The sequence below is a fragment of the Saccharothrix tamanrassetensis genome (assembly GCF_014203665.1).
In the GTDB taxonomy this organism is placed as follows: Bacteria; Actinomycetota; Actinomycetes; order Mycobacteriales; family Pseudonocardiaceae; genus Actinosynnema; species Actinosynnema tamanrassetense.
Window position 1 is genome coordinate 102,406 of record NZ_JACHJN010000011.1, and the last position, 18,114, is coordinate 120,519.

Here is an 18,114-nt window from a genome sequence, read left to right on the forward strand (position 1 = left end):
CGGACCTACGACCTGGGCTGTGCCGACTGCTGCTGCGCCGACTGCTGCGGCTTGGCGTCGACCCCGGCTTCCTTGCGCTGCTGCGCGGTGATCGGGGCGGGCGCGGCCGTCAGCGGGTCGTAGCCGCCGCCGCTCTTCGGGAACGCGATGACCTCGCGGATCGAGTCCGCGCCGGCCAGCAGCATGGTGATCCGGTCCCAGCCGAACGCGATGCCGCCGTGCGGCGGGGCGCCGTACTTGAAGGCGTCGAGCAGGAAGCCGAACTTCTCCTGCGCCTCCTCCGCGCCGATGCCCATCACCTCGAACGCCCGCTGCTGCACGTCCGCGCGGTGGATACGGATCGAGCCGCCGCCGATCTCGTTGCCGTTGCAGACGATGTCATAGGCGTAGGCCTTGGCGTTGCCGGGGTCCTCCTCGAAGCGGTCCAGCCACTCCGGGGTGGGCGAGGTGAACGCGTGGTGCAGCGCGGTCCACTTGCCGCTGCCGACCGCCACGTCGTCACCGATCTTGTCGGTGGCCTCGAACATCGGGAAGTCCACGACCCACACGAACGACCAGGAGCCCTCCTCGATGAGCCCGATCCGGTTCGCGATCTCCACCCGTGCCGCGCCCAGCAGCGCCCGTGCGCCGTCCGGGTCGCCCGCACCGAAGAACACGCAGTCGCCGGGGTTCGCGCCCACCGCCTTGGCCAGGCCGTCCCGCTCGGCGTCGGACAGGTTCTTGGCGACCGGACCGCCGAGCGTGCCGTCCTCGTTGACCAGGACGTAGGCCAGGCCCTTCGAGCCGCGCTGCTTGGCCCACTCCTGCCACGCGTCGAGCGTGCGCCGCGGCTGGTCCGCACCGCCGGGCATGACCACCGCGCCCACGTACGGCGCCTGGAAGACCCGGAACGGGGTGTCCTTGAAGTACTCGGTGAGCTCGGTCAGCTCCAGGCCGAAGCGCAGGTCCGGCTTGTCCGAGCCGTACTTGTCCATCGCCTCGGCGTAGGAGATGCGGCGGAACGGCTGCCGGATCTCGTGGCCGGCGAGGTCCTTCCACAGCGCGGTGATGATCTGCTCGCCGAGGGCGATCACGTCGTCCTGCTCGACGAAGCTCATCTCGATGTCGAGCTGGGTGAACTCCGGCTGCCGGTCCGCGCGGAAGTCCTCGTCCCGGTAGCAGCGGGCGATCTGGTAGTACCGCTCCAGGCCGCCGACCATCAGCAGCTGCTTGAACAGCTGCGGCGACTGCGGCAGGGCGTACCAGGAACCGGGGCGCAGGCGGGCGGGGACCAGGAAGTCGCGCGCGCCCTCCGGGGTGGAGCGGGTCAGCGTGGGGGTCTCCACCTCCACGAAGTCCGCCGCGTGCAGCACCTCGCGGGCGATCCGGTTGGCCTCGCTGCGCAGCCGCATCGCCTTCGCCGGACCGCTGCGGCGCAGGTCCAGGTAGCGGTGCTTGAGGCGGGCCTCCTCGCCGACCTCCAGGTGCTCGTCCAACTGGAACGGCAGCGGCGCGGCCTCGTTGAGCACCTCCAGCTCGGAGGCGTAGACCTCGATGTCGCCGGTCGGCAGGTCGGGGTTCTCGCTGCCCTCGGGCCGGCGGTGGACGTCGCCGACGACCTTCACCACGAACTCGGCGCGCAGCCGGTGGGCGCGCTCGGCCATCTCCCCTTCCCGGAACACGACCTGCGCGATCCCGGAGGCGTCACGGAAGTCGATGAAGATCACGCCGCCGTGATCGCGCCTGCGGGCCACCCACCCGGTCAGGGTGACGGACTGCCCGGCGTGCTCGGCGCGGAGCGTCCCGGCCTCGTGCGTGCGCATCACGGGTACTGCTCTCCTCGGGTTCGGGAGTCGGCTCGGCCGACGTGGTCTAGCGGAACAACGACTGGTCGTCAAGGCTAGCCAACGACTCCCCGGAAGACGCCACCAGGTTTGCCCAACGCGTTCGCGGGGGTGTTGCCGGACCCTAAGATCCTCAAGTGGCCAGACGACTGCTGCTGAGTGCCGTGATGGTCCTGCTGACCACCGGGTGCGCCTACACCGTCCAGGGAACACCCGTGGCAGGTCCCCTGCCCGAGGTGCCGATGACCAAGTGCGACTACAAGTCCGTCGCCGGCGACGGCGACACCAAGCAGGTCGACCTGCCGGACGGGGACCGGGTGCCCGCCGAGGGCGAGGTCGTGTTCAGCGTGGACACCAGCCAGGGCGACATCGAGTTCACCATGGACGCGGCGTCGGCCCCTTGTTCCGTGCACAGCTTCAAGCACCTGGTGCAGGAACGCTTCTACCACGGCAACAAGTGCCACCGAATGGTGACCGCCGGCATCTGGATCATCCAGTGCGGTGACCCGACCGGCCTGGGGCAGGGCGGCCCGAGCTACAAGTACGACGACCCGGATGCCAAGACCGGTGGCTATGAACGCGGTGTCATCGGAATGGCGAACCGGTCCACCCCGGGCACCAACGGCAGCCAGTTCTTCATCGTCTACAAGGACAGTGAATTCCCGTCGCACTACCCCGTGCTGGGAAAGGTGACGCGCGGCATGGACGTTCTGGACAAGGTCGCGGCCGGCGGAGTCGTCGCCGTACAGAGCGAGACGGACGGCAAGCCGGTCAAGGAACTGAAGCTCACCACCATCACCGAGAAATAGCCCGCGCACCTTTACCTCAAGCCGCGCCGCTTCCACGCTCACCCGCTTGCCGCCTGCCCGCTCGCCCCTCCGCCTGCCCGGTCTGCTGCGGGATCCGCCTGCCCGCTCCTCCCGCCCTCCGCTTGTGCACGCACTGCACAGACCCCTGGCCTCGTGTTCTCCCCGTATGGCCTGCCCGCAGGGCAACCACGCTTGTCCAGGGAGGTCAAGCACGCTTTTCGCTTGACCTCCCTGGACAAGCGTGGTGGTCTTTGACAGGCCATGCGGGGAGAACACGACGCCCTTCCGTTTTTCCTCCCCGGAGGTCTGCCAAGCGGCGAGCGTCGCTTTTCAAGCTCTTGCTACGAAGATCCTCTTGCTACAAAGAACCGTGTGGCGCCAAGTATGAAAAGAGTCCTCGCCGGACGGGCAGACCGCCAAGGATCTCCCCAAAGCTTAAAAGATGCAAGCAGGCTGTGTGTCATCCCCGCATGTCCTGGTCAAAGACAACCGCACTTGTCCAGGGAATGCAAGCGAAAAGCGTGCTTGCATTCCCTGGACAAGTGCGGTTCGCTGCGCGCAGGCCATACGGGGATGACACACAGCAAGGCAGAGGTGTGCGCTGGCGCGCGGCTGCCGGCGGTCGGGTGGGCGGGTGGGCCGGGGGTTGGCGGGAGGTCGTTGGAGGACGGAAAAGGGAGGGCCACCTCCGTGTGTGGCGGAGGTGGCCCTTCGGGGTTTGGTTCGGGTGGTTCGGTGGTTCGGTCCGGCTCGGGTCAGGCGGTGGGGGCCAGGTAGAGCAGGCGGTTCGGGGAACCGGAGCCGGGGCTGGTGACCTTGCTCGGGGTGGACTGGCCCACCAGGTAGCTCGCTACCTGGGCGGGCGTGGCCGAGCGGTTGTTCTGGAGGTACCTGGCAGCGGCGCCGGCCACGTGCGGGGTGGCCATGGAGGTGCCGGAGATGGTGTTGGTCGCCGTGTCACCGGTGTTCCACGAGGACGTGATGCCCGAGCCAGGGGCGAAGATGTCGAGCACGGAGCCGTAGTTCGAGTAGTTGGCACGGGCGTCGGTGCGCTCGGTGGCGCCCACGGTGATGGCCTCGGTGACGCGCGCCGGGGACGAGCTGCCGGCGTTGGTGTTGCTGTTGCCGGCCGCGATCGCGTAGGTGACGCCGGCCGAGATGGAACGGCGCACGGCGCCGTCGATCGCGGTGGACGCACCGCCGCCGAGCGACAGGTTCGCCACGGCGGGCTTCACGTGGTTCTGGGTGACCCAGTCGATGCCCGCCACGACGCCGGCGGTCGTGCCGCTGCCGGCGTTGTCCAGGACGCGCACCGCGTGGATGGTGGCGCCCTTCGCCACGCCGTACTGCCCACCGGCAACGGTTCCGGCGACGTGGGTGCCGTGGCCGTGGCCGTCCTGGGCGACGTTGTCCCGGTCGACGGCGTCGTAGCCGTTCTTCGCCCGGCCGCCGAAGTCGCGGTGGCTGATGCGCACGCCCGTGTCGACCACGTAGACGTTCACGCCCGAACCGGTCGACGTGTAGCTGTACGACGAGTCGAGCGGGAGGTTGCGCTGGTCGATCCGGTCGAGACCCCACGACGGCGGGTTGGTCTGGGTGGTCGTCACGTGGAAGACCTGGTCCTGCTCGACGTACTCGACGGCCGGGTTGGCGGCGAGGCGCTTGGCCGCCGACTCGGGCAGCGAGACGGTGAAGCCGCGCAGCGCGTTGCGGAACTCGCGGTCGACCTTGCCGCCGTACTGGGCCGCCAACGACTCGGCGCCGGCCGTCGTGCCGTCCTTGAGCTTGACGATGAAGCTGTTCTGCACCTTCTCCGCCGCGTCGGCGGCGCGGATCTCTCCTTCGGCGGCCTGAGCGGGGGAAGCCAACAGGGTGCTCGCTGCGGCGGCGATGGCCGTCGCGCCGATACCGGCCAGGAACCGGACCTGTCGTGACTGTCGCATGACGTTTCCGTTCTCGATGCGGTGGCCGGACCATCCACCCACGGGCAGCACGCAGGGAGTGGGTGTGACAATGGGCCACCTTGCCCTCGCTGACAGTCACCAACATAAGCAGCCCGTCCGCACAGCCGCCAAGTGTGAAAGATTGCCAGTTATCACAGGACGGTGAAGAAGACCCCTGACCTGCACTTTCCCGGATTCCGAGAGACGTGCTGGGACTGTGCCGCTAGTTTCCCGACATGCGTCTCGAACCCGTCACCGAGGACAACTACCGCGCCGTCATCGACCTCGAAGTCCACGAGGAGCAGCGCGGATTCGTCGCGTCCAACCTGCGCTCCATCGCGGACGCGTGGATCCACCGGCCGAAGATGCAGCCGCTCGCGATGTACTCCGGTGACGACCTGGTCGGCTTCACACTGCTCCACCGGGACGAGCCGCACGACCTCCACATCGTCCGCTTCATGATCGACCGGAGGGCGCAAGGACGTGGGCTGGGGCGCAAGGGACTGGCCGCCATCGCGGACATCGCGCGTTCCGAAGGCCGCACGCAGCTGTCGCTGAGCCTGGTGCCGGGCAACGCCGTGGCGCACGGCCTGTACGGGGCGTTCGGGTTCGTCGAGACCGGCGAGGTCGACGGGGGCGAGGTCGTGATGCGACACGACCTCGCCCCGACGGATCACCTCGCGGGCGGCCAGTAGAGCAGGTTGCCCCACGACAGCGGCGTGGACGCGCGCACGATCTCGGTGTGCACCTGCGCCGGTGTCGCCGTGCGGTTGAGGTGCAGGTAGCGCAGTGCCACACCGGACACGAACCCGGTCGACATGGACGTGCCGCTCAACGTGTTCACGGCGGTGTCACTGGTGTGCCACGCGGACTGGATGTTCATGCCCGGCGCGTACACGTCGACGACCTTGCCGTAGTTGGAGAACGTCGTCTTGGTGTCGGTGGTCGTGGACGAGCCGGACGTGAGCGCCTCCAGCACACGCGCCGGCGAGCTGTTGACGGCGTCGGCGTTGCTCCCGCCGGCGGTGACGGACGCCGTCACGCCGGAGGCGATCAGCTTGCTCACCGCGTCGTCCAGGGCGGTGGACACGCCGCCGCCGAGCGACAGGTTCGCCACGGCGGGCTTCTGCGCGTTGCGCGCCACCCAGTCGATGCCCGCGATGACGCCCGCCGTCGTGCCGCTGCCGGCACCGTTGAGCACCCGTACGCCGCACACCCGTGCCTGCTTGGCCACGCCGTAGGTCCGGCCCGCGATGAGCGCCGCGACGTGCGTGCCGTGGCCGTTGTCGTCCTGGGCCACGTCGTCGTTGTCGACCGCGTCCCAACCGTTGCAGGCCCGGCCGCCGAACTCCTGGTGCGTGACCCGGATACCGGTGTCGATCACGTACGCGGTGGTGCCGCGCCCGGTCGACGTGTAGCTGTACTTGGTGTCCAGCGGCAGTTTCCGCTGGTCGATCCGGTCCAGCCCCCACGGCGCGTTGGTCTGCGTGGTGTACGCCCGCACGGTCTGGTCCTGCTCGACGTACTGCACCGCCGGGTCGACGGCCAGCCGCCGGGCCTGCTTCTCGCTCAACCGCACCGAGAAACCCTTGAACGGTCCCGAGAACATCCGCTCGACCTGCCCGGAAAACCGGGACGCCACATCACCGAACGCCGACACGTCCGCCAGCTTCACGATGTAGCTCCCGGGCACCGCCCACGCCGAGCCCGCATGCCGGACCGCGCCCTCAGCCTGGGCGGGCACGGTCGAAAAACCGACGGCCAGGGCGGCTATGCCCAGGCCGGACAACAACTTGCGCATGGGATCTTCCTTCGCAGGGTTTCGCAGGGAACCGCGACACGGGTCACGTGCCGCGGGGTACTACCTGATCGGCGACCAGTACAGGAGCCGTCCGCCCCACGGCAGCGGAGTCGCCTCGTTCACGAGTTCCGCGTGCACCCGGGCCGGTGTCGCCGCCGGATCGGATTGCAGGTACCGCACGGCCACCCCCGACACGAACCCGGTCGACATCGACGTGCCGCTCAACGTGTTGAGCGCGGTGTCGCTGGTGTGCCAGGCGGCGGTGACGGCCATTCCCGGCGCGAACAGGTCGACGCCGGAGCCGTGGTTGGAGTACGACGCACGCGCGTCGGTCTGGGTGGAAGCACCGGACACCAACGCTTCGGTGACCCGCGCCGGCGACGTGTTGATCGTTCCGCTGCCGGAGCTGCCCGCCGTCACGGACGCGGTCACGCCGGAGCCGATCATCGCGCGCACCGCGTTGTCCAGTGCGTTCGACACTCCCCCACCGAGGCTGAAGTTGGCCACGGCGGGCTTCTGCGCGTTGCGGGTCACCCAGTCCACGCCCGCGATGACACCGGAGATCGTGCCGCTGCCCTGGGCGTCCAGCACCCGCACGGCCCCCGCGCGCACGCCCTTGGCCACCCCGTGCACCCGGCCCGCGATGATGCCCGCGACGTGCGTGCCGTGGCCGTTGTCGTCCTGGGCGACGGGATCGTCGTCCACCGCGTCCCAGGCGTGGAACGCCCGACCGCCGGCGAACTCCTGGTGCGTGACCCGGATACCGGTGTCGATCACGTACACCGTGACCCCGGCGCCGGTCGACGTGTAGCTGTACCGGGTGTCCAGCGGCAGGTTGCGCTGGTCGATCCGGTCCAGCCCCCACGGCGCGCCGGTCTGCGTGATCGGACCGGCCCGGACGACCTGGTCCTGCTCGACGTACTGCACCGCCGGATCGGCGGCCAGCCGCCGGGCCTGCTTCTCGCTCAACCGCACCGAGAAACCCTTGAACGGTCCCGAGAACATCCGCTCGACCTGCCCGGAAAACCGGGACGCCACATCACCGAACGCCGACACGTCCGCCAGCTTCACGATGTAGCTCCCGGGCACCGCCCACGCCGAGCCCGCATGCCGGACCGCGCCCTCGGCTTCGGCGGGCGTGGCCACAACCGCGGCGGTGAGGGTGGCGGCGGCCAGGCCGGGTAACAGCTTGCGCATCGGCTTTCCTTTGCGGGGATGGGGAACCCCGGCGCGGGTGGCACGCCGGGGTTCCCGTCTCACAGGGGGATCAGGCCGTGGAGGGTGGTCCGGAGGTAGCGGGCCACCACGCCGACCACGTGCGGGGTCGCCATCGAGGTGCCGCTGCGGGCGTCGCCCAAGGCGCGCGCACGACCAGGTGCTGCTTCACGCACTCGACCGCCGGTTCCGCGGCGAGTCGCTTGGCGGCGCGCTCGGACAACGCGGCCGAGAAGCCGTTCGACGCCGTGGAGAAAATGCGCTCCACCCGACCGCCGAACCGCGCCGCGAGCGAGTTCGCACTCGCCGTGGAGAAATCCTTCGGCTGCACCGGGTAGCCGTTCGGGATCGCTTCGGCGGTTGCGGCCGACCGGATCGCGTCCTCGGCGGCCTGCCCGAGCGGTGTGACCAGGGCCGGCCGCACCGCTCCGGCGGCCGGTGCGGCCCACCGGCTGAGCTCGCGCATACGCGTTGTCCGTTCTTCGCAGGGAACGGCCCCCGACGCCCGCCCGCGCCAAAGGGGCGGAAGCCTCGGCCGCGCGGGGTGTGCCCGGCATCACCCCACGTCGATGAGGCTATGCGGCGGTTCGGGTACCCGGAAGCGACCAGACGACCCAGCGCCGGTGGGACGTCTGCCGGGAGTCGGTCCTTCACACCACTGCTGTTAATGAGAATTCAAACATTCCACGGCCGGCCGGATTTTGCCCGCCGATTCGGTTAAATTCACGTCGGGAAACCCGATCGGCTGTACCGCTGGCATCATTTCGCACGATAACGTCGCTCGCCTTGTCCTCGGGAGAACGGAGCGGAGATGCCTACGCCAGTCGTCGGACCGGAATCGCGGGTACGCGATCCCCGACGTATCGACGCAGGAGCGGACCCCTTCGCGGACGCATTGCGATCAGCGATCCGGGCGAAAGGACTGAGCCTGGAACGCATCCAGCACAAGCTGCGGTCACGCGGCGTGGCGGTCAGCATCGCCGCGCTGAGCTATTGGCAGTCCGGGCGACGCCGCCCGGAACGGCCCGACTCACTGACCGCAGTCGGACACCTCGAAGAGATCCTGGAGGTCGGAGAAGGAGGGCTGAGCACCCTGCTGGGACCGCCCCGCCCGCGCGGGAAGGCGCGGCCGCGGCTGCGCATGACCGGGCCGGAGGGCTGGGCGGAGGCCGGCGACTACGAGTCGATGGCCGAACTGCTGGCCGACGTGGACACCACCACCGACCAGGACCTGACCCGACTCAGCCTGCGGGACCAGGTCGAGTTGGCGATGGACGGCAGCACCCGCCGGGTGCGGTCGCGGCAGGTGCTGCGAGCCGAGCGGGCGGGGGTGGACCGGGTACTGCTGGGCTACGACACCCGGCTGCCCGGTGACCCGCTGCCGGTGATCGGCACCCTGCGGTCGTGCAGACTGGGGCGGGTCTCCGCCGATCCGCGCAACGGTCTGATGATCGCCGAACTGCTGTTCGACCGGCCGCTGCGCAGGGGAGAGCGCACCGCCGTGGAGTACGAGCTCATCCACGTCGCACCGCACCACCCGACGTTCGACGACACCTACTCGCGCAGGTTCCGGCACCCGGTCCGGGAGTACGTGCTGGAAGTCCGGTACGACTCGCGGTGCCGTCCCGTGCGCTGCGAGCAGTTCACCACCGATCTGACCGGTGGCGAAGCCACCGACGTGCGCGAAACCCCGGTGGACACCTGGGGCTACGCGTACGCCGTTGCCTTGGACTTCGGCCCCGGTGTGGTGGGACTGCGCTGGCAGTGGGCCTGACTCAGTAGGAGCGCGGCAACCCCAGCGTGTGCTGTGCCACGAAGTTCAGGATCATCTCGCGGCTGACCGGCGCGATCCGGGACAGCCGGGACGCGGCGAGCAGGGCGCCGAGTCCGTACTCGGACGACAGCCCGTTCCCGCCGTGCACCTGGATGGCCTGGTCCACCGTCGCCGCCACCGCCTCCCCCGCCGCGTACTTGGCCATGTTGGCCGCCTCACCCGCAGCCCGGTCTTCTCCAGCGTCGTAGAGAGCCGCGGCCTTCTGGGTCATCAGCCGAGCGAGTTCGACCTGGATCGCGCACTGCGCCAGCGGATGCGCGACACCCTGGTGAGCACCGATGGGCGTGCCCCACACGGATCGCGTGCGGGCGTACTCGGTCGCCTGGTCCAGGGCGCGGCGGGCCATGCCGGTGGCGAAGGAGGCCGCCACGATCCGTTCCGGGTTGAGCCCGGCGAACAGCTGGGCCAACCCGGCGTCCTCGGCCCCTACCAGCGCGTCCAGCGGCAGGCGCACGTCGTCGAAGAAGCAGGTGAACTGCTTCTCCGGGGACACGACCTCCATCGGGATGTGCTGGTAGGTGAAGCCGGGGGCGTCGGTCGGCACGATCACCAGCGACGGCATGAGGCGTTGGCCGGCGGCGTCGACGTGCCTCGCGACGACCAGGACGGCCGCCACCTCGTCCACCCCCGAGATGTAGTACTTGCCGCCCGACAGCACCCACTCGTCACCCTCGCGCCGGATCGCGGTGGCGAGCCGGTGGGAGTTCGAGCCGGCGTCGGGCTCGGTGATGGCGAACGCCATCTTCGTCGTGCCGTCGGCGAAACCGGGCAGCCAGCGCCGCTTCTGCGCGTCGGTGCCGTACCGCGCGATGACGGTCGCGCAGATCGCCGGCGACACCACCACGAGCAGCATGGGGCAGCCCGCGGCGGCCAGTTCCTCGCACACCGCCGCCAGGTCGCCGATGCCCCCGCCACCGCCGCCGTACTCCTCCGGCACGGCCACGCCGAGGTAGCCCAGCCTGCCCGCTTCGGCCCACAGCTCGTCGGTCTTCTCCCCCGCCCGCGCCTTGGCCACGAAGTACCCGTGCCCGTACCCGCCGGCCAGGTCGGCGACCGCCGCGCGCAGCGCCCGCCGTTCCGCGCTCTCCACGAAGTCGGTCACGACGCTGCCTCCACCACTGCGAGCACGTCGCCCGCGTCGACCTGTTCTCCGGGCCGGACGAGGACTTCGGCGACCGTGCCACCGGTCGCGGCGAGCACCCGGTGCTCCATCTTCATGGCCTCCAGCACGAGCAGCTCGGCGCCCGGCCCGACGGCCTGACCTGCCGACACCGCGACGCGCACGACGGTGCCGGGCATCGGGGCGACGGTGGCGCCCTCGGCGGTCGTCGGCCGTGGCTCCGGGAAGCGCGGCAGGAGCCGCAGCGCCACCCCGTCCACCACGACCAGATCGCCGTAGACCGCGACCGGCAGCGCTTTCCGCACCCCGTCGCACTCCAGCACGACTGCGCTGCGTGACGCTTTTACCACGCGCACGTCGGAGTCGGTGAGCACCCCGCGGCGGGAGTGCCGGTAGCAGACTTCCACGGTTTCACCGCCGAATTCGAACACTGTTTTCCGGGGTTGCGACGGGAGATTCCGCCAGCCCAGCGGTAGGTTGGTCCGACGAATTTCGGCCAACGCCACGGCAGCCGCCAGCGCAAGGGGCCAGACGTCCACCGCGGGTGCTGCCGGAAGGCCGTGCCGGTGCAGGAACCCGGTATGGGTATCCCCGGCGACGAAGGCCGGATGGCGCAGCGTGCGCACCAGGAGTTCGCGGTTCGTGACCAAACCGTGGACGGCCGACCGGTCCAACGCGGTGGCCAGTTTGCGGATCGCGGCCCGCCGGGTCGGCGCCCAGGCGACCACCTTGGCCAACATGGGGTCGTAGTGCACACCGACCTCGCTGCCGTCCTCCACCCCGCTGTCCACCCGCACGCCGGGCGGCACGTGGAAGCGGTGCAACGTACCGGTCGCGGGACGCCAGTCCTGTGAAGGGTCCTCCGCATAGAGGCGGGCTTCGACGGCGTGGCCGCGCGGCTCCGGCGGGCTGTCCGGCAGCCGCTCCCCCTCGGCGATCGCCAGCTGCCACGCCACCAGGTCGACGCCGTACACCTCTTCGGTGACCGGGTGCTCGACCTGGAGCCGGGTGTTGACCTCCAGGAAGTGGAACCGCTGGTCGTCGGTGAACAGGAACTCCACCGTGCCCGCGCCCACGTACCCGATGGCCCGCGCCGCCCTGGTCGCGGCGTCGAACAGCCGTTGCCGCGCCTCGGGCCGCACCGCGGGGCTCGGCGTCTCCTCGATGATCTTCTGGTGCCGCCGCTGGATCGAGCACTCCCGCTCCCCCAGCGCCCACACCGTGCCGTGCGCGTCGGCCAGGACCTGCACTTCCACGTGCCGCGCGCCTTCCAGCAGCGGCTCGCAGAACACGGTGCCGTCGCCGAACGCCGATTCGGCCTCCCGGCGCGCGGCGGCCACCTGCCCGGCCAACTCGTCCGGCGACCGGACGACCCTCATGCCGCGCCCGCCGCCGCCCGCCGACGCTTTGACCAGCAACGGGAACTCGGTGGCCGACTCGGGGTCCAGCTCGGGCAGCACCGGCACGCCGGCGGCGGCCATCCGCTTCTTCGCGGCGACCTTCGAGCCCATCGCCTCGATGGCGTCCGGGTCGGGGCCGACCCAGGTGAGCCCGGCCGCCCGCACGGCACGCGCGAAGTCGGCGTTCTCCGACAGGAACCCGTAGCCGGGGTGCACGGCGTCCGCGCCGGCCGCCTTCGCGGCGGCCACCAGGGCGTCGATCCGCAGGTACGTCTCGGCGGGCGTCGCACCGGGCAGCCGCACGGCGGCGTCGGCCTCGCGCACGTGCGGCGCGTCCGCGTCCGGGTCGGAGAACACGGCGACCGGGCTGATGCCGAGGTCACGGCAGGTCCGGGTGATCCGGCGGGCGATCTCCGCCCGGTTGGCTATCAACAGCTTCGCGATCACGGTAGTCCTCACATCCGGAAGACGCCGTAGCCCTCGGCGCCCTCGACCTGTCCACTGTGGATCGCCGACAGGCAGAGACCGAGCACCGTGCGGGTGTCGCGCGGGTCGATCACGCCGTCGTCGTAGAGCCGCCCGGACAGGAACGCCGCCAGGGACTGCTGCTCGATCTGGCCTTCCACCATCTGCCGCATCGCGGCGTCGTGCTGCTCGTCGTAGTCCTGGCCCTTCGCGGCGGCGGCCTGCCGCGCCACGATCGACAGCACACCAGCGAGCTGCACCGGTCCCATCACCGCGGACTTGGCGTTCGGCCAGGTGAACAGGAAGCGCGGGTCGTACGCCCGGCCGCACATGCCGTAGTTGCCCGCGCCGTAGGACGCGCCCATGACCACGGTCAGGTGCGGCACCTTGCTGTTGGAGACCGCGTTGATCATCATCGCGCCGTGCTTGATGATGCCGCCCTGCTCGTACTGCGCGCCGACCATGTAGCCGGTGGTGTTCTGGAGGAACAGCAACGAGGTGTCGTTGGCGTTGGCGAGCTGGATGAACTGCGTGGCCTTCTGCGCCTCTTCGCTGAACAGCACGCCGCGCGCGTTGGCCAGGACGCCGATCGGGTAGCCGTGCAGGTCGGCCCAGCCGGTGACCAGGCTGCTGCCGTACTCGGGCTTGAACTCGTCGAACCGGGAGCCGTCCACGATCCGGGCGACGACCTCCCTCGGGTCGAACGGGATCCGCGCGTCCGTCGGCACCAGGCCGAGCAGCTCCTCCTCGTCGTGGAGCGGGGGCTCGGACTCCTTCGGCTCCGGCCCGAGCTTGCGCCAGTTGAGCCGGGCGACGATCCGGCGGGTCAGCCGGATCGCGTCGACCTCGTCCACCGCGACGAAGTCCGCCAGCCCGGACGTGGTGCCGTGCATCCGCGCCCCACCGAGGGACTCGTCGTCGGACTCCTCCCCCGTGGCCATCCTCACCAGCGGCGGACCGCCGAGGAAGACCTTCGAGCGCTGGTCGATCATCACCACGTAGTCCGACATGCCCGGCACGTACGCACCGCCGGCGGTGGCGTTGCCGAACACCGTGCTGATGGTGGGGATCCCGGCGGCGGAGAGCCGGGTCAGGTCGCGGAACGCCCGCCCGCCGGGGATGAAGATCTCGCTCTGGCTCGGCAGGTCGGCGCCGCCGGACTCGACCAGGCTGATCACCGGCAGCCGGTTCTGCAACGCGATGTCGTTGGCGCGGAACGTCTTGCGCAGCGTCCACGGGTTGCTCGCGCCGCCGCGCACGGTCGGGTCGTTGGCGACGACCAGGCACTCGACGCCCTCCACCACCCCGATGCCGGTCACGATGCTCGCGCCCACCGGGTAGTCGGTGCCCCAGGCGGCCAGCGGGGACAGCTCAAGGAACGGGCTGTCCTCGTCGACCAGCAGCTCGATCCGCTCCCGCGCCAGCAGCTTGCCGCGACCGTGGTGCCGCTCGGTGTACTTCGGGCCACCGCCCGCGAGCGCCTTGGCCTGCTCGGTGTCCAGCTCGTCCAGCTTGCCCAGCAGGGCTTCCCGGTTCTCGCGGTACTCGGCGGACCGGGTGTCCAGCCTGGTGCGCAACGTGGTCATGCGGTGAACCCCAATCGTTTCGCGGCCAGTTCCACCATCACCTCGGTGGCCCCTCCGCCGATGCCCAGGATGCGCGAGTCCCGGTAGTGCCGTTCCACCTCGCTGTCGCGCAGGTAGCCCGCGCCGCCGTGCAGCTGGACGGCGGCGTCCACGACGAACGCGCAGGCCTCCACGGCGGCGTTCTTGGCGAAGCACACCCGGGCCACGCACTCCTCGCCGTCGGCCACCCTCGTCGCCACCTCACGGGTGTAGACGCGGGCCAGGTCGGTGCGCTGCGCCAGCTCCACCAGCTTGTGGCGCACCACCTGACGCCCCATCAACGGCCTGCCGAACGTCTCCCGCCGCCGCGCGTAGGCGATGGCGAGGTCCAGACACCGCTGGGCGGTGGCGTAGGCCTGCACCGCCAGCGACACCCGTTCGACCTGGAACTGGCGCATGACCAGGCCGAAGCCGCCGTTCTCCTCGCCCACCAGGTTCGCCACCGGCACCCGGGCGTCCACGAAGGACAGCTCGGCGGTGTCCGAACAGTGCCAGCCCATCTTCTCCAGCCGCCGGTCGACGCCGAAGCCGGGCGTGCCCTTCTCCACCACCAGCAGGCTGATGCCCTGGTGGCCGGGGCCGCCGGTGCGCACGGCCGTGGTGACGAAGTCCGCCCGGTCGCCGGAGGTGATGAACGTCTTGCCGCCGTTGACGACGTAGTGGTCGCCCTCCCGGCGTGCGGTCGTGCGCAGTGCCGCCACGTCCGACCCGCCGCCGGGTTCGGTGACCGCCAGCGCCCCGATCAGCTCACCGTCCAGCGTCGGCCGGACGAACCGGTCGACCAGGTCCCGGTTGCCCGAGTCCACGATGTGGGGCAGCGCGATCCCGTGCGTGAGCAGCCCGGCGACCAGACCGGACGAGCCGCCGGCCTGGATCAGCTCCTCGGTGAGCACGACGGTGTCCAGCAGGTCGCCCGCGCCGCCGACGCTCTCCGGGAAACCGATGCCCAGCAGCCCGATCTTCGCGGCCGTGCGGTGCAGTGCGCGAGGCAGTTCGCCGGCGCGTTCCCAGTCCGACAGGTGCGGCACGACCTCCTGCTCGGTGAACCTCCGCACGGTGGCCCGCAGGTCCCTGCGCTCCGGGGTCTCGAACAGGGTCGTCACAGCAGCCCCTCCGGGATGTCGACGTGGCGCGAGCGCAGCCACTCGCCCAACGCCTTGGCCTGCGGGTCGAACCGGGTGCACGAGGCCACGCCGTCGCCTAGCAGGCCGCGCAGCACGAAGTTCAGCGCCCGCAGGTTCGGCAGGTCGTGGCGGACCACCTCGCCCGCCTCGGGCAGCAGCTCCTTGAGCCGGTCCGCGGTCAGCTCCCCGGCCAGCCACGCGTACTGCGCGTCGGTGCGCACCCAGACGCCCAGGTTGGCGTCGCCGCCCTTGTCACCGGACCGCGCGCCGGCGATCGTGCCCAGCGGGACCTTCATACGTCGACCACCTCCCCGTCCGGCAGGACGACCCGGTGCGGCACGGAACCCCGTGGCACGTAGGCGGCCCGGTAGACGCCGAACGGCGTGCCGTCACCGGGCGGGGCCGTCACGTGGAACCCGGGGTACGACCCCAGCGCGAGTTCGATGCCCGCCCGTGAGAACGCCTTGGCCCGCTTCGGGTCCGTGGTCTTGATCGTCGCGTGCAACAACGCGCTCGCGGTCTCCTCGGTGTCCGCGTCGGCGTGCTCGGTGCGGGCCAGTGTCCAGGTCAGGCCCTCGGAGCCGACCGCGTCCTCCAGCTGGCGCCGGACCAGGGCGGCCTTCTCCTCGACGTCCAGTCCACAGAGGACGAACGTGGTCGCGTTGCGGAAGCCGCCCGGGAAGTTCAGGCACACCTTCAGCGTGTCCGGTGGCGGACTGCCCTGCACCCCGGAGATCCGGACACCGCGCGGGTGCGGCTCCAGCCGGACCGTGTCGAAGTGGCTCACCACGTCCGGCCCGAGGTAGGCGGGGTCGCCGATCTCGTAGAGCAGTTGCGCGGTAACGGTGTCGACGGTGACCGCACCACCCGTGCCGTCGTGCTTGGTGATGACCGACGAGCCGTCGCGGTGGACCTCGGCGATCGGGAACCCCGGCCGCGTGGCGTCGATCTCGGTGAAGAAGGAGTAGTTGCCGCCGGTGGCCTGGGTGCCGCACTCCAGCACGTGCCCGGCCACGGTCGCGCCGGCCAGCGCGTGCCACTCGTCGCGCGCCCACCCGAAGTGGGCCGCGGCCGGTCCCACGACCAGTGACGCGTCGGTCACCCGCCCGGTGACGACGACGTCCGCACCGGCCCGCAGCGCCTCGGCGATGCCCCACGCGCCGAGGTAGGCGTTGGCGGTCAACGCATCCGGGAACCGCGACCGCACGTCGTCCCCCGTCACGCAGGCGACCTTCGCGCCCAGCCCGAGCTCGTCGACCGCCTCGGCGAGTCCGGTGGGGTTGAGGCCGCCCGCGTTGGACACGATCTTCACGCCGCGTTCCAGCGCGAGCCCGAGGGACTCTTCGAGCTGGCGCAGGAACGTCCGGGCGTAGCCGAGGCTCGCGTCCCTCATCCGGTCGCGGCCGAGGATGAGCATGGTCAGCTCGGCCAGGTAGTCGCCGGTCAGGACGTCCAGGTCACCGCCGTCCAGCATCTCGCGCACGGCGGAGAACCGGTCGCCGTAGAACCCCGACGCGTTGCCGATCCGGATCACGACCGCCCCCGCCCGTCGGCGGAGCCCCGGTCAGCGGAGCCTTTCTCGCGGCCGGGGCCGGGTGGACCGGCGAACGCCTGAGCGATCCGCAGCCACTGCTGCGCCACCTCGCCGACCGCGTCCACCGCCAGGTCGTCCCGGTGCCGCCGCTGCGTCGCCAGCAGGCAGAAGTCCAGGGCGGGGCCGGTGACCCGGTCGGCCGCGTCCTCCGGTCCCCACGTCCACAGCTCGCCACTCGGACCCGCCAGCTCGACGCGGACCGGCTCCTGCGGCACCGGCAGGCCGTTGACCAGGAACGCGTACCCGAGCGCCCGGACCGCGATGTGGGCCACGTGCTTCAGCCGCGCGGTGGGCTCGCGCGCCACACCCAGCGCGTCGGCCACGTCCTGCCCGTGCGCCCACGTTTCCATCAGCCGCGCGGTGGCCATGGACGTGGGGCTCATCGGCGGCCCGAACCACGGCACCTTCACGCCCGCCGGCACCGCCAGCAGCGCCTGTTCCAGCGCCAGCCGACCGGCCCGCCACTCGGTGAGCGTCACCGGCTCGTCCGCGCCGCGGTCGACCAGGTCCGGCGTCGCGGTCCGCAGCTCCCGGGCGAACGCGGCCGGGTCGGTCGCGGCGAGCGCGGCGATCCGGTCGGTCCACCGCAGGTGGCTGATCTGGTGCGCGATCGTCCAGCCCGGCGCCGGGGTGGGCGTGCTCCAGTCGTCCAACGGGGCGACCAGGTCGTCCAGCACGGCGCTCTCCGCGCGCAGGTCGTCCAGGACGGCGGTGATCACAGCGCGGCCTCCAGCATCTGCGCCCAGTGCCGGACGATCCGCTTGCGCCGCTTCCCGTCGTCGGTGAGCTGGTTGGCCAGCGCCAGGCCGCGCACCAGGTCCAGGGTGATCTGCACGGCCTCGCGGACGCCCGGCTTCGCCTCGTCGGCGGCCAGCAGTTCCACGGCGAGGCGGTGGGTCTCCCGGCCCAGGCGTACCTCCAGCGGCACCACGACGGTCTTCAGCTCGGCGTCGGTGCGCGCGGCGACCCACAGCTCCAAGGCCGCGGTGAACAGGTCGCTGGCGTAGAAGTCGGCGATCAGCTCGACCACCGCCGGGATGCGTTCCTCCGGGGAGTCCCCGTTGAGCCGGGCGGCGCGTTCCTTCAGGTGCAGGACGCTCTCCGCGCCCAGGTGTTCGACCGCCGCCGCGACGAGTTCGCCGCGCGTGCGGAAGTGGTGCAGCTGCGCGCCGCGGGACACGCCCGCGCGTTCGGCCACCACCGTCGTCGTCGTGCCGGACCAGCCGAGTTCCACCAGGCACTCGACGGTCGCTTCCATCAGCTTGCGCCGGGTGCCCCGACTGCGGTCGGCCTGGCGCTGCCTGGTCTCGGTGGCCATGCGGCCGAGTGTTCCGCGCCACTAACAAACAGTCAAGACTGCT

General features: G+C 70.9%; 14 protein-coding genes and 1 pseudogene. 3 read left to right on the forward strand and 12 right to left on the reverse strand.

The annotated features are described in order from the left end of the window. Window positions 1–5: 5 nt before the first annotated feature. Entirely contained in the window at window positions 6–1,805 is a 1,800-nt protein-coding gene (gene aspS / locus FHS29_RS29780) for an aspartate--tRNA ligase (RefSeq protein WP_184696333.1), read from the reverse strand. 155 nt (window positions 1,806–1,960) lie between these two features. Between aspS and FHS29_RS37200 the strand changes: the two genes are divergently transcribed. Next, window positions 1,961–2,632, forward strand: a complete 672-nt coding sequence (locus FHS29_RS37200) for a peptidylprolyl isomerase (protein WP_184696335.1) — start codon at window positions 1,961–1,963, stop codon at window positions 2,630–2,632. Between the two features lie 755 nt (window positions 2,633–3,387). On the opposite strand, the gene FHS29_RS29790 is transcribed toward FHS29_RS37200, so the two are convergent. After that, entirely contained in the window at window positions 3,388–4,575 is a 1,188-nt protein-coding gene (locus FHS29_RS29790) for a S8 family peptidase (protein ID WP_184696337.1), read from the reverse strand. Between the two features lie 236 nt (window positions 4,576–4,811). On the opposite strand from FHS29_RS29790, the gene FHS29_RS29795 reads away from it, so the two are divergent. Continuing rightward, on the forward strand, window positions 4,812–5,270 hold the full coding sequence (locus FHS29_RS29795; RefSeq protein ID WP_184696339.1) for a GNAT family N-acetyltransferase: 459 nt from the start codon (window positions 4,812–4,814) through the stop codon (window positions 5,268–5,270). On the opposite strand, the gene FHS29_RS29800 is transcribed toward FHS29_RS29795, so the two are convergent. The 3 genes from FHS29_RS29800 to FHS29_RS29810 all read right to left on the reverse strand — a co-directional run bounded on the left by FHS29_RS29800 (window position 5,249) and on the right by FHS29_RS29810 (window position 8,057). Next, a complete protein-coding gene (locus FHS29_RS29800; RefSeq protein ID WP_184696341.1) occupies window positions 5,249–6,376 on the reverse strand; it encodes a S8 family peptidase in 1,128 nt (375 codons plus the stop codon). The two genes, FHS29_RS29795 and FHS29_RS29800, sit on opposite strands and share 22 nt — an antisense overlap. 60 nt (window positions 6,377–6,436) lie before the next feature. After that, the gene (locus FHS29_RS29805; protein ID WP_184696343.1) at window positions 6,437–7,573 is read right to left on the reverse strand and encodes a S8 family peptidase; all 1,137 of its coding nucleotides are present in this window, start codon (window positions 7,571–7,573) and stop codon (window positions 6,437–6,439) included. 70 nt (window positions 7,574–7,643) lie between these two features. After that, window positions 7,644–8,057, reverse strand: coding sequence for a protease inhibitor I9 family protein (locus tag FHS29_RS29810; RefSeq protein WP_184696345.1), 414 nt, complete (start codon window positions 8,055–8,057; stop codon window positions 7,644–7,646). 429 nt (window positions 8,058–8,486) lie between these two features. Between FHS29_RS29810 and FHS29_RS29815 the strand changes: the two genes are divergently transcribed. After that, window positions 8,487–9,365 carry a hypothetical protein gene (locus FHS29_RS29815; protein WP_246440997.1) on the forward strand — a complete coding sequence of 293 codons (879 nt, stop codon included), beginning with the start codon at window positions 8,487–8,489 and terminating at the stop codon, window positions 9,363–9,365. 1 nt (window position 9,366) lies between these two features. Here FHS29_RS29815 and FHS29_RS29820 read toward each other — a convergent pair whose 3' ends face one another. The 7 genes and pseudogenes from FHS29_RS29820 to FHS29_RS29850 form a co-directional block, all read right to left on the reverse strand. Next, window positions 9,367–10,527 carry an acyl-CoA dehydrogenase family protein gene (locus FHS29_RS29820; RefSeq protein WP_184696349.1) on the reverse strand — a complete coding sequence of 387 codons (1,161 nt, stop codon included), beginning with the start codon at window positions 10,525–10,527 and terminating at the stop codon, window positions 9,367–9,369. Beyond that, window positions 10,524–12,392 (reverse strand): acetyl/propionyl/methylcrotonyl-CoA carboxylase subunit alpha, encoded by a 1,869-nt coding sequence (locus tag FHS29_RS29825; protein WP_184696351.1) that lies wholly within the window; start codon window positions 12,390–12,392, stop codon window positions 10,524–10,526. The genes FHS29_RS29820 and FHS29_RS29825 overlap by 4 nt, the downstream gene beginning before the upstream one ends. Before the next feature lie 8 nt (window positions 12,393–12,400). Next, window positions 12,401–13,996 carry an acyl-CoA carboxylase subunit beta gene (locus FHS29_RS29830; protein WP_184696353.1) on the reverse strand — a complete coding sequence of 532 codons (1,596 nt, stop codon included), beginning with the start codon at window positions 13,994–13,996 and terminating at the stop codon, window positions 12,401–12,403. Beyond that, on the reverse strand, window positions 13,993–15,138 hold the full coding sequence (locus FHS29_RS29835; protein ID WP_184696355.1) for an acyl-CoA dehydrogenase family protein: 1,146 nt from the start codon (window positions 15,136–15,138) through the stop codon (window positions 13,993–13,995). The genes FHS29_RS29830 and FHS29_RS29835 overlap by 4 nt, the downstream gene beginning before the upstream one ends. Continuing rightward, window positions 15,135–16,633, reverse strand: a pseudogene (locus FHS29_RS29840) (acyclic terpene utilization AtuA family protein). Before FHS29_RS29840 ends, FHS29_RS29835 begins: the two are co-directional and overlap by 4 nt. Before the next feature lie 56 nt (window positions 16,634–16,689). Beyond that, entirely contained in the window at window positions 16,690–17,472 is a 783-nt protein-coding gene (locus FHS29_RS29845) for a TIGR03084 family metal-binding protein (protein ID WP_184696356.1), read from the reverse strand. Next, the gene (locus tag FHS29_RS29850; RefSeq protein WP_184696358.1) at window positions 17,469–18,071 is read right to left on the reverse strand and encodes a TetR/AcrR family transcriptional regulator; all 603 of its coding nucleotides are present in this window, start codon (window positions 18,069–18,071) and stop codon (window positions 17,469–17,471) included. Before FHS29_RS29850 ends, FHS29_RS29845 begins: the two co-directional genes overlap by 4 nt. Between the last annotated feature and the right edge of the window lie 43 nt (window positions 18,072–18,114).

Bases quoted from the DNA above. Each gene is read 5' to 3' on its own strand.
- FHS29_RS29790 (WP_184696337.1), bottom strand. From the start codon at position 4,575: ATGCGACAGTCACGACAGGTCCGGTTCCTGGCCGGTATCGGCGCGACG.
- FHS29_RS29830 (WP_184696353.1), bottom strand. From the start codon at position 13,996: ATGACCACGTTGCGCACCAGGCTGGACACCCGGTCCGCCGAGTACCGC.
- FHS29_RS29800 (WP_184696341.1), bottom strand. From the start codon at position 6,376: ATGCGCAAGTTGTTGTCCGGCCTGGGCATAGCCGCCCTGGCCGTCGGT.
- FHS29_RS29850 (WP_184696358.1), bottom strand. From the start codon at position 18,071: ATGGCCACCGAGACCAGGCAGCGCCAGGCCGACCGCAGTCGGGGCACC.
- FHS29_RS29795 (WP_184696339.1), top strand. From the start codon at position 4,812: ATGCGTCTCGAACCCGTCACCGAGGACAACTACCGCGCCGTCATCGAC.
- FHS29_RS29805 (WP_184696343.1), bottom strand. From the start codon at position 7,573: ATGCGCAAGCTGTTACCCGGCCTGGCCGCCGCCACCCTCACCGCCGCG.
- FHS29_RS29810 (WP_184696345.1), bottom strand. From the start codon at position 8,057: ATGCGCGAGCTCAGCCGGTGGGCCGCACCGGCCGCCGGAGCGGTGCGG.